General features: G+C 62.8%; 11 protein-coding genes, 2 tRNA genes and 1 pseudogene. 3 read left to right on the top strand and 11 right to left on the bottom strand.

Annotated elements, in window-relative coordinates:
- Positions 1 to 77: 77 nt before the first annotated feature.
- The 11 genes and pseudogenes from ACTAQI_RS16720 to dnaA form a co-directional block, all read right to left on the bottom strand.
- Positions 78 to 153 (bottom strand) — tRNA-Ala (locus tag ACTAQI_RS16720).
- A 73-nt stretch (positions 154 to 226) separates the two neighbouring features.
- Positions 227 to 343, bottom strand: a complete 117-nt coding sequence (locus ACTAQI_RS16715; RefSeq protein WP_210411329.1) for a DLW-39 family protein — start codon at positions 341 to 343, stop codon at positions 227 to 229.
- A gap of 71 nt (positions 344 to 414) precedes the next feature.
- Positions 415 to 488 (bottom strand) — tRNA-Ile (locus ACTAQI_RS16710).
- Between the two features lie 97 nt (positions 489 to 585).
- On the bottom strand, positions 586 to 1,257 hold the full coding sequence (locus ACTAQI_RS16705; protein ID WP_457947343.1) for a DUF3566 domain-containing protein: 672 nt from the start codon (positions 1,255 to 1,257) through the stop codon (positions 586 to 588).
- Entirely contained in the window at positions 1,250 to 3,928 is a 2,679-nt protein-coding gene (gyrA, locus tag ACTAQI_RS16700; protein WP_457947341.1) for a DNA gyrase subunit A, read from the bottom strand. Before gyrA ends, ACTAQI_RS16705 begins: the two co-directional genes overlap by 8 nt.
- A 55-nt stretch (positions 3,929 to 3,983) precedes the next feature.
- A complete protein-coding gene (gene gyrB, locus ACTAQI_RS16695) occupies positions 3,984 to 6,071 on the bottom strand; it encodes a DNA topoisomerase (ATP-hydrolyzing) subunit B (protein WP_457947339.1) in 2,088 nt (695 codons plus the stop codon).
- Positions 6,072 to 6,451: 380 nt separating this feature from the next.
- Positions 6,452 to 7,006 carry a DUF721 domain-containing protein gene (locus tag ACTAQI_RS16690; protein ID WP_457947337.1) on the bottom strand — a complete coding sequence of 185 codons (555 nt, stop codon included), beginning with the start codon at positions 7,004 to 7,006 and terminating at the stop codon, positions 6,452 to 6,454.
- A complete protein-coding gene (gene recF, locus ACTAQI_RS16685) occupies positions 6,996 to 8,201 on the bottom strand; it encodes a DNA replication/repair protein RecF (RefSeq protein ID WP_457947336.1) in 1,206 nt (401 codons plus the stop codon). Before recF ends, ACTAQI_RS16690 begins: the two co-directional genes overlap by 11 nt.
- A 45-nt stretch (positions 8,202 to 8,246) precedes the next feature.
- A pseudogene (gene gnd / locus ACTAQI_RS16680) lies at positions 8,247 to 9,137 on the bottom strand (phosphogluconate dehydrogenase (NAD(+)-dependent, decarboxylating)); the annotation flags it as partial.
- Between the two features lie 31 nt (positions 9,138 to 9,168).
- Entirely contained in the window at positions 9,169 to 10,293 is a 1,125-nt protein-coding gene (dnaN, locus tag ACTAQI_RS16675) for a DNA polymerase III subunit beta (protein WP_457947335.1), read from the bottom strand.
- 536 nt (positions 10,294 to 10,829) lie between these two features.
- Positions 10,830 to 12,251 (bottom strand): chromosomal replication initiator protein DnaA, encoded by a 1,422-nt coding sequence (gene dnaA, locus ACTAQI_RS16670; protein WP_142131989.1) that lies wholly within the window; start codon positions 12,249 to 12,251, stop codon positions 10,830 to 10,832.
- 468 nt (positions 12,252 to 12,719) lie between these two features.
- On the opposite strand from dnaA, the gene rpmH reads away from it, so the two are divergent.
- From rpmH to yidD, 3 genes are read left to right on the top strand one after another with little or no spacing between them, the layout of a single operon-like run.
- Complete coding sequence (rpmH, locus tag ACTAQI_RS16665; protein WP_003800212.1) at positions 12,720 to 12,857, top strand: 50S ribosomal protein L34; 138 nt, start codon at positions 12,720 to 12,722, stop codon at positions 12,855 to 12,857.
- Positions 12,858 to 12,897: 40 nt separating this feature from the next.
- A complete protein-coding gene (gene rnpA / locus ACTAQI_RS16660) occupies positions 12,898 to 13,308 on the top strand; it encodes a ribonuclease P protein component (RefSeq protein ID WP_457947334.1) in 411 nt (136 codons plus the stop codon).
- The gene (gene yidD / locus ACTAQI_RS16655) at positions 13,301 to 13,693 is read left to right on the top strand and encodes a membrane protein insertion efficiency factor YidD (RefSeq protein WP_457947332.1); all 393 of its coding nucleotides are present in this window, start codon (positions 13,301 to 13,303) and stop codon (positions 13,691 to 13,693) included. The genes rnpA and yidD overlap by 8 nt, the downstream gene beginning before the upstream one ends.
- Positions 13,694 to 13,708: the final 15 nt, after the last annotated feature.

Here is a 13,708-nt window from a genome sequence, read left to right as displayed (position 1 = left end):
CCCCCTTGCGCTGGTTCCTTCTGGAAACGGAAAACAAAAAGTCCCGGCCGGCGTTTCCGCTGACCGGGACTTTCTTATGGTGGAGGCACGGGGACTCGAACCCCGAACCCCCTGCTTGCAAAGCAGGTGCGCTACCAATTGCGCCATGCCCCCATAAGAAGCAACCCGTCCATCATACCCTAGAACCAGGGAGCCTCTTGACAGGCTCCCGGGGTGGGTGTTCCGGCTAGTCCACCGTATCGGTTGACTTGCTCCAGACTGTCTTCCGGGCTTCAGATTCCTGTGCTTTCCGGTAGACCAGGAAGCCTGCGATTGCTGCTGCCAGTACAAGCAACTTCTTCACGTGCTCCCCGTTCCGGCCAGGTACCGGATGAAACCGGACCAAACCTCCGTTTGAAACCTGCACAGGTTCCGTGGGCGTACCAGGACTTGAACCTGGGACCTCTTCGTTATCAGCGAAGCGCTCTAACCGCCTGAGCTATACGCCCCGATCCCTCATCGGGCCGAGACATGACTTTACAGCACACCCCGGCCCGATCTCAAATCGGGCCTTTTCGCCGGTGCGGAGCCGGCGAAAATGGCCTCCTAATCGTCGGTGAGGGTCACGCCAATGCCGCCCACCAGGGTGGCGGAGATGTTGTAGAGGACAGCCGAAAGCATGGACAGTGCCGTGAGCAGGACGACGTTGACCACGGCAATGATGGTGGCGAATGATGCCACCTGCCCCAGCGAGGCAACCTTCTTCAGTTCGAAGCCGCCGCTCTCGGAGCCCGCCAGCGTACCGAGCAGGCTGTCCACCTGATCAAAGATCCCGGTGAGGTCCAGGACCGTCCACAGGACAATCGCGGCCACCACGGTGACGATTCCCAGTGCCACAGAGAGCAGGAATGCCATCTTCAGGACGGACCACGGGTCCACCTTGCTGATCAGCAGCCGGGCCCGGCGGACCTTCGCCTTCGGTGCCGGCTTGACCAGGCCAGGTGTTCCCTGGCTGGAGGCGCCCTGCGCAGGACGCTGTCCAGCCGGTGCCGGACGTTGCCCGGGCTGGCCCTGGAAGGGGCGCTGGCCTGGCTGCACGGGACGGTCCCCCTGCTGGGGGCGCTGGCCCGGGGCAGCGGGGCGCTGGCCCGGAGCGCCTGCCGGCGCCGCGGGGCGCTGCTGCGGACGAACGGGGGCGTTCACGCGGGGCGCCGCTGAAGGCCGGTTCCCGTCGGGAACAGTACTGTTCGGCTTGGGAAATGAGTCGGAATTACTCACTCGTTACCTCCGTGTTGTCTTCGTTCGGCTCAGCGTCGCCCGAGGCGTCCTCTGACTCAACGGCCGGTGATTCTTCTGCCATTGCTGGCGCGGCGGATTCCCCAGCGGTCCCGCCATCTTCAGCCAACGTTACGTCATCCCCGGTGGATTCATCGTCCTCAAGACCGCGTTCGCTGTTGCGCGCCACCTCGATAATCCGGTCATTCTTGTCCGGTTTGGCGAAGATGACGCCCATGGTGTCGCGGCCCTTGGCCGGAACACCGGCAACGGAGGACCGGACAACCTTGCCGCCCTCCATGACCACCAGGACTTCGTCCTCTTCATGGACGATGAGTGCACCCACCAGGTGGCCGCGTTCTTCCTGGTACTTGCCTACCTTAATGCCCAGGCCGCCGCGGCCCTGGAGGCGGTATTCCTCCACAGCCGTGCGCTTGGCATAGCCGCCTTCGGTCACAATGAAGACGAACGAACCGTCGGTGACGACATCCGCGGCCAGCAGTTCATCGTCCTCGCGGAACTTCATGCCGGTAACGCCGGACGTGGCACGTCCCATGGGGCGCAGGGCATCGTCCGTGGCGGTGAAGCGGATCGACTGGCCCTTGCGGGATACCAGGAAGAGGTCGTCCGTTTCCGAGACAAGCTGGGCGGAGACCAGTTCGTCACCGTCACGCAGGTTGATGGCAATCACGCCTGCAGAGCGGTTGGTGTCGTAATCCTCCAGCCTGGTCTTTTTTACCAGGCCCCTCTTGGTGGCAAGCACGAGGTACGGCGCCTGCTGGTAGTCCTTGAGGTCCAGGACCTGGGCGATGTGCTCATCGGGCTGGAATGCCAACAGGTTGGCCACGTGCTGGCCCTTGGCGTCCCGGCCCGCTTCCATCAGCTCGTACGCCTTGGCACGGTAAACGCGTCCCAGGTTGGTAAAGAACAGCAGCCAGTGGTGGGTGGTGGTCACGAAGAAGTGCTCCACCACATCATCGCCACGCAGCTGGGCACCCTTGATGCCCTTGCCGCCGCGCTGCTGCGACCGGTAGTTGTCGCTGCGGGTGCGCTTGACGTAGCCGCCTCGAGTGATGGTGACAACCATCTCCTCTTCGGGGATCAGGTCCTCCATGGACATGTCGCCGTCGTAGCCCATGAGGATCCTGGTCCGGCGGTCATCGCCGTGCTTGTCCACGATTTCGCCCAGCTCTACGCTGATGATCTCGCGCTGTCGCTGCTCGGAACCCAGGATCGCGTTGTACTCCTCGATCAGGGCCTCGAGTTCGGCATGCCGGTCCTGGATCTTCTGGCGTTCCAGTGCGGCCAGGCGGCGCAGCTGCATGTCCAGGATGGCCCGGGCCTGCAGTTCATCGATGTCCAGTAGTTCCATCAGCCCATCGCGGGCGGCTTCGGTGGTGTTGGAAGCACGGATGAGGGCGATGACCTCGTCGAGCATATCCAGTGCCTTCAGGAGGGCCCGCAGGATATGGGCTTCTTCCTCGGCTTTGCGCAGGCGGTACCGGGTGCGGCGGGCGATGACGTCCATCTGGTGCGTCACCCAGTGGCGGATGAATGCGTCAAGGCTCAGGGTCCGCGGTACCCCGTCCACGATGGCCAGCATGTTGGCGGAGAAATTGCTCTGCAGTTCGGTGTGCTTGTAGAGGTTGTTCAGCACCACCTTGGGCACGGCGTCACGCTTCAGCACGATCACCAGGCGCTGGCCGGTGCGTCCTGACGTTTCATCGCGGAGGTCGGCAATGCCGGAGATTTTGCCGTCCTTGACCAGCTCGGCGATCTTGATGGCCAGGTTGTCCGGGTTGGCCTGGTATGGAAGTTCGGTGACCACCAGGCACGTGCGGCCCTGCAGTTCCTCCACGGCAACCACTGCCCGCATGGTGACGGATCCGCGGCCGGTGCGGTAGGCGTCCTCGATGCCCTTATGGCCCAGAATGGTGGCCCCGGTGGGGAAATCCGGGCCCTTGACCCGCACCAGCAGTTCCTCGAGGAGTTCCTCGCGCGTGGCACCCGGGTTGGCCAGGTACCACTGCACGCCATCGGCAACTTCCCGGAGGTTGTGCGGCGGGATGTTGGTGGCCATGCCCACGGCGATGCCGGAAGAGCCGTTCACCAGCAGGTTGGGGAAACGGGCCGGCAGGATGGTGGGTTCCTGGTTCTTGCCGTCGTAGTTGTCCTGGAAATCGACGGTTTCCTCGTCGATGTCCCTCACCATCTCCATGGCCAGGGGGGCCATCTTGGTTTCGGTGTACCGCGGTGCGGCGGCGCCGTCGTTGCCCGGCGAACCGAAGTTGCCCTGGCCGAGGGCCAGCGGGTACCGCATGGTCCAGTCCTGGATCAGGCGCACCAGGGCGTCGTAGATGGCGGTGTCACCATGCGGGTGGTACTGGCCCATAACCTCGCCCACCACGCGGGCGCACTTGTTGAAGGACCGGTCCGGGCGGTAGCCGCCGTCGAACATTGCGTAAAGCACGCGGCGGTGAACCGGCTTGAGGCCGTCGCGCACGTCCGGGAGGGCACGGCCCACGATGACGGCCATGGCGTAATCCAGGTACGAACGCTGCATCTCCGTCTGCAGGTCCACCTGTTCCACGCGGTCGATCAGCACGTCGCCTTCAAGAACGGTGTCCGGAGTTCCGGCCTCAGGGGCGGGAATCTCGGGGGTTTCGTCGCTCATTAGTTATTTTCCGTTTCAGGTATATGTCTGGTTCCGAATACTTTGGAGCGGGTCCTTAGATGTCCAGGAACCTGACGTCCTTGGCGTTCTGCTGGATGAAGTTGCGGCGGGATTCCACGTCTTCGCCCATGAGGACGGAGAAGATCTGGTCGGCGGCGAGGGCGTCGTCCATGGTGACCTGCAGCAGTGTGCGGTGATCAGGGTCCATGGTGGTGTCCCACAGCTCGGTGTAGTCCATTTCGCCAAGGCCCTTGTAGCGCTGGATGCCGTTGTCCTTGGGGATGCGGCGTCCGGCGGCCTGTCCTGCCACCAGCTTGGCGTCGCGTTCGCGGTCGCTGTACACGTAGTCGTGCGGGGCATTGGACCACTTGATCCGGTACAGCGGCGGCTGGGCCAGGTATACGTAGCCGTTCTCGATCAGCGGCCGCATGTAACGGAACAGCAGGGTCATCAGCAGGGTGGTGATGTGCTGGCCGTCCACGTCGGCATCTGCCATGAGGACGATCTTGTGGTACCGCAGCTTGGCCAGGTCGAAGTCCTCGCCAATGCCGGTACCGAAGGCGGTGATCATGGACTGGACTTCGGCATTGCCCAGGGCCTTGTCCAGGCGGGCGCGCTCCACGTTCAGGATCTTGCCGCGGAGGGGCAGGATGGCCTGGGTTTCGGGATTGCGGCCGCGCTTGGCGGAGCCGCCGGCCGAGTCACCCTCCACAATGTAGACCTCGCATTTTTCCGGGTTCTTGGAGGAGCAGTCGGAAAGCTTGCCGGGCATGCCAAAGGATTCCAGCGGGCTCTTGCGCCGGGCGTTGTCACGGGCTTTCCGCGCCGCCATCCTGGCCTGCGCGGCGGAGATGGCCTTGCGGATCACGTCGCGGGCGGGGCCGGGGTTGCGCTCCAGCCAGTCGCCCAAACCGTCGGTGACCACGCGCTGGACGAAGCCCTTCACCTCGGAGTTGCCCAGCTTGGTCTTGGTTTGGCCCTCGAACTGCGGTTCGGCCAGTTTGACGGAGATGACGGCGGTGAGGCCCTCGCGGATGTCGTCGCCCGTGAGGTTGTCGTCCTTCTCCTTGATGATGCCCTTTTCCCGGGCGTACCGGTTGATGAGGGACGTCATGGCAGCGCGGAAGCCTTCTTCGTGCGTGCCGCCCTCATGGGTGTTGATGGTGTTGGCGTAGGTGTGCACGCTCTCGGAGTAGGCGCTGGTCCACTGCATGGCCATTTCCAGGGCGATGCGGCGATCAGTGTCTTCGGTTTCGAAGGCGATGACGTCCTCGTGGACCACCTCCACCTTCTTGCCCGAGTTCAGGTGCCTGACGTAGTCAAGCAGGCCTTCGTTGTACTGGTACACCACGGTGCGGTGTTCAGCGCTGACCTCGCCCTCGGTGCTGAGGTCGTCAAGGTCAAGGTCGTCGTCGCCGTCGTCACCGGCTGCCGCGCGCTCATCCGTCAAGGTGATCCGCAGGCCCTTGTTCAGGAAAGCCATCTGCTGGAAGCGGGCACGCAGCGTTTCGAAATCAAACTCGGTGGTTTCGAAAATTGCCGGATCCGGGTAGAAGGTCTGGGTGGTGCCGGTGGCGTCTGTCTCTTCGCCCTTGACCAGGCTGCCCTGCGGCTTGCCGCCGTCGGCGAAGGACATCCGCCAGACGTGCCCCTGACGGCGCACTTCGGTGTCCACCCGGCTGGACAGGGCGTTGACCACGGAAATGCCCACACCGTGCAGGCCACCGGAAACTGCGTATCCGCCGCCCCCGAACTTGCCGCCGGCGTGCAGGATGGTCATGACCACCTCGACGGTGGGCTTGTGTTCGGTGGGGTGCATGTCCACCGGAATGCCGCGGCCGTCATCAACCACTTTGACGCCGCCATCGGCCTGCAGGACGATTTCGATGTGGCTGCAGTATCCGGCCAGCGCCTCATCCACAGAGTTATCCACCACCTCGTAGACCAGGTGGTGGAGGCCGCGCGGTCCAGTGGAACCGATGTACATGCCTGGACGCTTGCGGACAGCCTCGAGGCCCTCGAGGACGGTGATGTCGCTGGCGCCGTATTCCCGGGGGCGGGTTGCGGCAGCTGGGGTATCAGGAGTGCGGCCATCCTCGACTGGTGTATCTGCTGCCAGAATATCTGTATTGTCGTTAGCCACAGGCGCTGCGACTCCTCTGTTCTCGATGATGGCCGGCCGGTTGCTCTTCCCCAGGGAAAAGCCACCCGCCAACAGGCACAAACTTATGGCGCCGGTGACCTGCTGACGGTTGGTGATCCACGCTCCGCGCGCGGAAAGCGCGCGGAGAACGGACTGATGTCAACGTTTCATCCGCGCCCAGTTATCTGCGTCAATTCTACCGTGAACCAGCACATATCCCTGCATTCCAGGGCCTTCGGCGCCTGTGAAGATAGCTATGCGAGGCTCTTGGCCGCGCCTAGGGCGGCCCAGCGGTACGCCCTCCGGGTGCCTATACACGCCGCGGTCCCTACAGCGCCCTACACGCCCTGGCGCGCAGTTTCAAGAGCTGCCGGCCCGAGCTATCCGTAAGTGTCCCGGGGACCACGGCCGTTGACACTGCGTCCGCCCTTGCGCCAGCTTGGTGCCGACGGTCCCAACACCTGGATGCTGGTCACCACGCCATCGCCCAATTCCCGGCGAAATTTGTCGAGCAGGCTGGTGCTCAGCAGCCGAAGTTGGGTGGCCCAGGCGGTGGAATCACACCGCACGTGCAGGGTGGTGTCGGTGAAGCTTTCAGGCGTGCAATGGGCCGAGATTTCCGGCCCCACCAGCGTGGCCCACTCCGCCATGACCGAGCCAACTGCAACAGGTGACGTCCAGCCCCGCTCAGCTACCAGCCGCCCAACCACTTTCCCCAAGCCCAGCGGGTCGCGGCCGGTGGCATGGAACTGGCTGAAGCCGCGGGTGTCCCGGATGCTGCCTTTAGCCTTCTGTGAACCCGGCCGTACCACTTTCCGGCGGACTTCTCCCCGCGCAGCCGCGGCTTCGCGCATCCGGTTCAACGCGGCTTGCGGGGCATCGATGTCGTCAGGCTCCCGGCCGGGCTGCAGGCCGCCGCCGTGGTCACTGCTCATCGATACCTCCCGGGATAACCTTCACCCGCCGCCCGGACAGCTCTTCCGGAATATCGGCGTCGACGGCGGCGGTCACCAGGACCTGTTCCGCGCCGGAGACTATTGCCGCCAGTTTACGCCGCCGCTGGACGTCCAGTTCGGCAAAGACGTCGTCAAGGATGAGGATGGGAGCGGAACCGCCGGTACGGGCATCGTCCAGCATCACGTAGTACGAGGCCAGCCGAAGGGACAGGCACATGGACCAGGTTTCACCGTGCGAGGCATACCCCTTCGCGGGAGCCTGCCCAAGCATCAGCTCCAGTTCGTCACGGTGCGGGCCAACCAGGGATATGCCCCGTTCCAATTCCTTCTTGCGCGATTCCGCGAACGCCTGGATATACCGTTCCGTGAGTTGCTCGACGGAAAGAAGGCGTAGGTCATCCTGGCCTTCCAAAGAACCTCCGTCCGTGGCGCGCTGCGCGCTTCCTGCCGGAACGCCGTCGTCGTCCATGTGGTTCTGGAGTGTTGACCGGTAGGTGGCGTCTGCGGGCTTGGACGCGTCCGTGAGTTCAGCGTAGGCCCGGGCAAGGTGCGGGCGGAGCCGCTCCACCAGCTCCAGCCGGGCGTGCAGCAATGCCGCTCCGGCCCGGGCCATGTGCTGGTCCCACACGTCCAAAGTGGATTCATGCGCCGCGGTGAACTTTCCGGCCCGCGCTGACTTGAGCAAGGCGTTGCGCTGCTTCAGGACACGGTCATAATCACTCCGGGTGGCGGCATGATGCGGGATCAGGCTTGCCAATAGTTCGTCAAGAAACCGGCGGCGGTTGGATGGATCGCCCTTGACCAATGCCAGGTCCTCCGGCGCAAACAGGACGGTCTGGCAGATTCCAAGAATATCCCGGGCACGCACCGGGTTGCTGCGGTTGATGCGGCCCCGGTTGGCACGGCCGGCATTGATTTCCAGCTCAAGGACCGTGGTTTGGGCGCCCCTGACCAGCCGCGCACGCACCAATGCACGTTCCGTTCCAAACCTCAGCAGGGGGCCATCGGAACTCACCCGGTGCGAGCTGAGCGTGGCCAGGTAACCGATGGCCTCCATCAGGTTGGTCTTGCCTATTCCGTTGTATCCCACCAGGACAGTAACGCCCGGCCCCAGGGTGAGGTCCACCTGGGCGTAACTGCGGAAGTCGGTCAGTGAAAGGTGTTCCAGATACACGCGGTTTTCGGCAATTCTGGGAACTCTGCTGGTTCCCGGTGGGTGCTACTTGGCGGGTCGGGTGGAGTGGCCGCCGAACTGGTGGCGCAGCGCGGAAACCATCTTCATGGCGGGCGAGGTGTCTTCCCGGGATGCGAAACGGGCAAACAATGCGGCAGTGATGGCAGGGGCGGGCACCGCGTTGGCGATGGCTTCCTCCACCGTCCAGCGGCCTTCTCCGGAATCCTCCACGTAGTCGTCAATCGACGCCAGGCCCGGGTCTTCGTCAAGGGCCTTGACCATAAGGTCCAGCAGCCATGAACGGACCACCGTTCCCTTTTGCCATGCCCGGAAGGTGCCGGGCAGGTCGGTGACAATGTCTTTGGCGGCAAGAAGTTCGTAACCTTCGGCGTACGCCTGCATCAGGCCATACTCGATCCCGTTGTGCACCATCTTGGCGTAGTGGCCCGCCCCGATGCCGCCGACGTGCACAAAGCTGTCCGCCCTGTCACCTTCCGGACGCAACGCATCGAAGACGGGCAACGCCCGCTCGATGTCTGCGGCATCGCCGCCGGCCATCAGCCCGTAACCGTTCTGCAGGCCCCACACTCCGCCCGAGACGCCGCAGTCGGCAAAACTGATCCCCTTGGCGGCAAGGAGTTCGCCGTGCTTCTGGTCCTCGGTGAACCTGGAGTTGCCGCCGTCGATGACAAGGTCGCCCGGCTGCAGTTTTTCGCTGAGCTCCGTCACCACGGCGTCCGTGATGGCCCCCGAAGGAACCATGACCCAGATGATCCTTGGCGCCGGCACGGCAGCAATGAGGTCATCGACACTGGCGGCATCAGTCACGTCCGGGTTCCGGTCATAGCCGGTGACTTCCACGCCTCCCTTGCGCAGGCGCTCACGCATGTTGAATCCCATTTTGCCGAGACCGATCAGTCCAATGTGCATAGTGGATCTCTTTTCTGCGCTGGTGGGAGGGTGGCGACTAGTTGGGAAGGCGGACCGGCATCACCAGGTAGCGGTAGTCATCCTGGTCCTCGCCGTCGGCGTCTGCCTGGGCTGTGATCATGGCGGGCTTGGGGGCCGTGGTGAACGAGAACCGGACGAACTTGGTCTCGATGACGCTGAGTCCCTCGATCAGGTAATGCGGGTTGAAGGCGACGGTGATGTCCTCACCGGACAGCTGTGCCTCAAGCTCCTCCGATGCCTGGGCGTCCTCTCCGGTGCCGGCATCCAGGTTGAGCAGGCCTGCGGAGAAGGCAAGCCGGACCGGTGTGTTGCGCTCGGCCACGAGCGACACACGGCGGACAGCTTCGACCAGTTCCTGGGTCTGGACCGTGGCGTGGATGGGGGTGGACTCAGGAAACAGCGACCGGATCTTGGGGTAGTCGCCGTCCACCAGCAATGAAGTGGTGGTCCGTCCGCCGCTTTCGAAGCCGATGAGGCGGCTGTCGTCGTCGGACAGGGCGAGGTTGATGTCCCCGCTGTTGCCAAGTGTCTTGGCTACCTCGTTGAGGGTTTTGGCCTTGACCAGTGCGCTGGTGGAGATGCCCGGCGTGACCGGTTTCCACGGGACTTCACGCATGGCGAGCCGGTATCTGTCGGTGGCGAGGAGCGTGATCAGGTCGTCTTCGATCTCCATCCGGACGCCGGTGAGGATGGGGAGGGTGTCGTCCTTGCTTGCAGCGATGATGACCTGGGAAACGGCTTGGGCAAAGGCGTCGCCCGGAACGGTCCCGCTGATGGCCGGCAGGGAAGGCAGGGGTGGATATTCGGCCTCAGGCATGGTTGCCAGGTGGAAGCTGCTTCGGCGGCAGGTGAGCGTGACCTTGTTGCCGTCGGTTTCCACGTCTACGGGCGCGGACGGCAGGCTGCGGCAGATGTCGGCGAGCAGGCGGCCGGATACCAGGATGGTGCCCTCGTCCCTGATGTCTGCCGTGATTTCAAGCCGCGCCGAGGTCTCGTAGTCAAAGCTGGAAAGGCTAACGGTTCCTGCTTCAGCTTTCAAAAGCAGGCCGGAGAGGACAGGCACCGGTGGCCGCGGAGACAACGACCGGGCTGTCCAGGTGACGGCTTCTGCCAGGACGTCCCGATCGACTCTGAACTTCACGGAAGGGTGCCGCCTTTCATTGCTGCTGCCATGTAAACCCGGGAATCCCGCAGGAAACTCCGGAAGAAGTTGGGCGGATCCCGCCTGGTGCATGGTCCGCGGAGACAGAACCCACACGAAAACCCAGGGATGGGAGCGCTGCTGACAGCTTAGCCGGAAGATCCGGGATTAACCCATCCCCCGGGCTCAGGCCCGGCCCGCCGTGGGGCCGGCAGGCCCCCTGTTGGACGGGCGGATCGTTCTTGTTGTTTGAGGGATTTCAATTTTTTGGGATTAGTAGTGTTAATAACTGCTGTGGAAACTGTGGATAACCCGGTCCTGCCGCACGGTTCCGCGCTTAAGCCCTGTTCACGGACTGTGCGTTAAGTGGGTTTTAAACAGGGTGTGGATGGGGACAACCCAAAGACCCGTTTTTGACGATCCACAGACGCCTTAAGGGTTTTAAGCCCATTAAGCGCGCTTGTCCCCTTAACTATCCACAGGCTTATCCACATCCCCCTGTTAATAAGGTATAGAGTGCCCGTCGCGGTGTGGATTCAGGAGTCGCGCTGTTGCTGCTTGATCCGGTTGGTCAGCTCGGTCACCTGGTTGTAGATCACACGGCGCTCGGCCATCAGCTCGCGGATCTTCCGGTCGGCGTGGATGACGGTGGTGTGGTCACGGCCGCCAAGTTCCTGCCCGATCTTGGGAAGCGACATGTCCGTCAGCTCCCGGCAGAGGTACATGGCGATCTGTCGTGCGGTCACCAGCGTCCGCGTCCGGGACTTGCTGCACAGTTCTTCCATGCTGAGCTTGAAGTAGTCAGCCGTCTGCTGGAGGATCTGGGCGGACGTGATCTCCTGGGCGCCGTCGTCGGTGATCAGGTCCTTCAGGACCATTTCGGCAAGGGCTACGTCCACCGGCTGGCGGTTCAGGCTGGCGAACGCCGTAACCCGGATCAGGGCACCTTCGAGTTCACGGATGTTGCTGGAGATCTTCGAAGCGATGTACTCCAGGGCATCGTCCGGGGCCGACAGGCCCTCGCTCAGTGCCTTCTTGCGGAGGATGGCAATTCGCGTCTCGAGTTCCGGCGGCTGGATGTCCGTCAGCAGGCCCCACTCGAAGCGGGACTTCATGCGGTCCTCGAACCCGGCCAGCAGCTTGGGCGGCTGGTCAGAGGTGATGACTACCTGCTTGTTGTTGTTGTGCAGGGCGTTGAAGGTATGGAAGAACTCCTCCAGCGTCCGGTCCTTGCCGGCCAGGAACTGGATGTCATCGATCAGCAGGACGTCCACATTGCGATAGGTGGTCTTGAAGCTCGTGCCCTCGTCATCGCGGATCGAGTTGATGAAGTCGTTGGTGAATTCCTCCGAATTCACATACCGGACGCGGATCCCGCTGTACAGCCGACGTGCGTAGTGGCCGATTGCGTGCAGGAGGTGGGTCTTGCCCAGTCCGGAGTCACCGTAGATGAAGAGCGGGTTGTATGCCTTGGCTGGTGCCTCCGCTACGGCAACCGCGGCCGCGTGGGCAAAACGGTTCGAGGAACCAATCACGAAGGTATCGAAGACGTACTTGGGATTCAGCCGGCCGAATTCGTGCGACGTGCTGGGCAGCATGGGCTGCGGCTTCTGCTCGATGACCTGGTCCGGTGCGAAAGCAGGTTCGACGACGGGTTCGGGCTCCTCATGGATGGGAACCAGATCGGTATCCACATCGATGGCGCAGCGGATGTCTTCGGAGAAGACGTTGTGCAGTGCATCGTCAAGGGCTTCCTTGACCTGGGTCTGGAGCACCTCACGGGTGAGTTCGTTGGGAACGGCAACCAGGAGCGTGGAACCGATGAGGCCTTGCGCCTGGGCAAGGATGACAAAACCCCGCTGGCGTGGCGATACCCGGTGATCCTGTTCCAGCAGGCTGACAACCCGGCGCCAGGAACTTCCGACAGTATTGGCGTGGTTGGCTTCGTCTACTGTCATCAATCGGTTCCCTCAAACTTGCTATGCCTGCATTGCCTGCAGCCCCAAGTCCGGAACCAGGGTGCTGGCCCAGCTTAATCCACAGGGTTATGCACAGTCCGTGGATAATCGGCTACTGGGACACTCTAGGGGATGAAAAGCCTAGAAGATAGCTGGCTATCCGGCTGTGGATAATTACACGGTTGTGGTTCTGAAAGCACCTCTGTGAGCCACTTCATCCACAGGCTGTTGGGGATACTTAGGAACAGCTGGGGATAGCCGTGAAGGGCCGCTCCGGTTTGACTCGGGGCCGCAAATTGCCCTAACGTTGTGAAGTCCTTTGTGTCCGCTTTTTGGCCCCATCTGAACATCCAAGCGCTTAGCGCCTGGGGCAGACGGGGGAAGCGTGCATATACAAAACTTAGCGTCGGCCAGTTCTTCCCCTTACTGATCGGGTGGGCGCACCTTTGATCCACTGGAGTAACTAACGTGAGCAAGCGGACTTTTCAGCCGAATAACCGCCGTCGAGCCAAGAAGCACGGCTTCCGCCTTCGTATGCGTACCCGTGCCGGCCGTGCCATCCTGGCAGCCCGTCGTGGCAAGGGCCGCACCGAACTGTCGGCCTAAATAACTGGCTTGTCGGTAGACATTCCTTTGCGAGTTTAAGGTGCTGGCCGCCCGCAACCGCTTGAGGACCCCAACCGATTTTTCAACAACTGTACGTTCCGGTGTCCGCAATGGGCGCCGGAACGTAGTGTTATATGCGGCAGCCATTGCTGCCGACGAACCCAGCCGGATTGGGTTCATTGTTTCCAAGAGTGTAGGGAACGCTGTAGTCAGGAACCTCGTTAAGAGGAGACTGAGAGAAGCGGGTGCTGCATCGTTGCGCGAGCACGGTACGGGACTCGCTATCGTGGTGCGGGCGCTTCCTGCGTCCGCCTCCGCCAGCTGGGACCAGCTGCTGTCGGACTACAACGCTGCACTGGAATCTACGCTGAACCGGCTGGCTGGCCGCCCTTCGCGGGTTGCCGCCAAAGGTTCGGCCGGTACAACACAGGAGGGGACACTGCGTGCCTAATGCCACCGCCGTCGTCGCCCGTTTCCGCAATGTGACTGCCGCCGTCGGGAAGTTCCTCTGGAACCTGCCCCGGAACATCCTCATTCTTCTGCTGATGGCCTACCGCAAGGTGGTTTCTCCCTTGTACGGCCCGGTCTGCCGATTTTTCCCTTCATGCTCGGCCTATGCCCTTGAAGCGGTCACCGTCCACGGCGCCGTCAAGGGAAGCTGGCTTGCAGCCCGGCGCCTTGGCCACTGCCACCCATGGAACGCCGGCGGAGTGGATCATGTCCCCGCCGGCCGCCGGGAATGGCCAGCAGGCCGGACCCCCACAATTGTTGTGCTGAACAATCCGGACAAGTACCTGGTTGCTCGGACTGATGAAGAAGGCCGCAGTGCGGCCTGACGAATAGGGATAAGT

The organism is Pseudarthrobacter sp. alpha12b, assembly GCF_054130495.1.
Note: the sequence above shows the minus strand (reverse complement) of the source record. Positions and strands in the feature narration are given on the sequence as shown.

What these genes read in the sequence shown, in the direction of transcription:
- ACTAQI_RS16690 (WP_457947337.1), bottom strand. Translation starts at nt 7,006, where the DNA reads ATGAGCAGTGACCACGGCGGCGGCCTGCAGCCCGGCCGGGAGCCTGAC.
- dnaA (WP_142131989.1), bottom strand. Translation starts at nt 12,251, where the DNA reads ATGACAGTAGACGAAGCCAACCACGCCAATACTGTCGGAAGTTCCTGG.
- gyrA (WP_457947341.1), bottom strand. Translation starts at nt 3,928, where the DNA reads ATGAGCGACGAAACCCCCGAGATTCCCGCCCCTGAGGCCGGAACTCCG.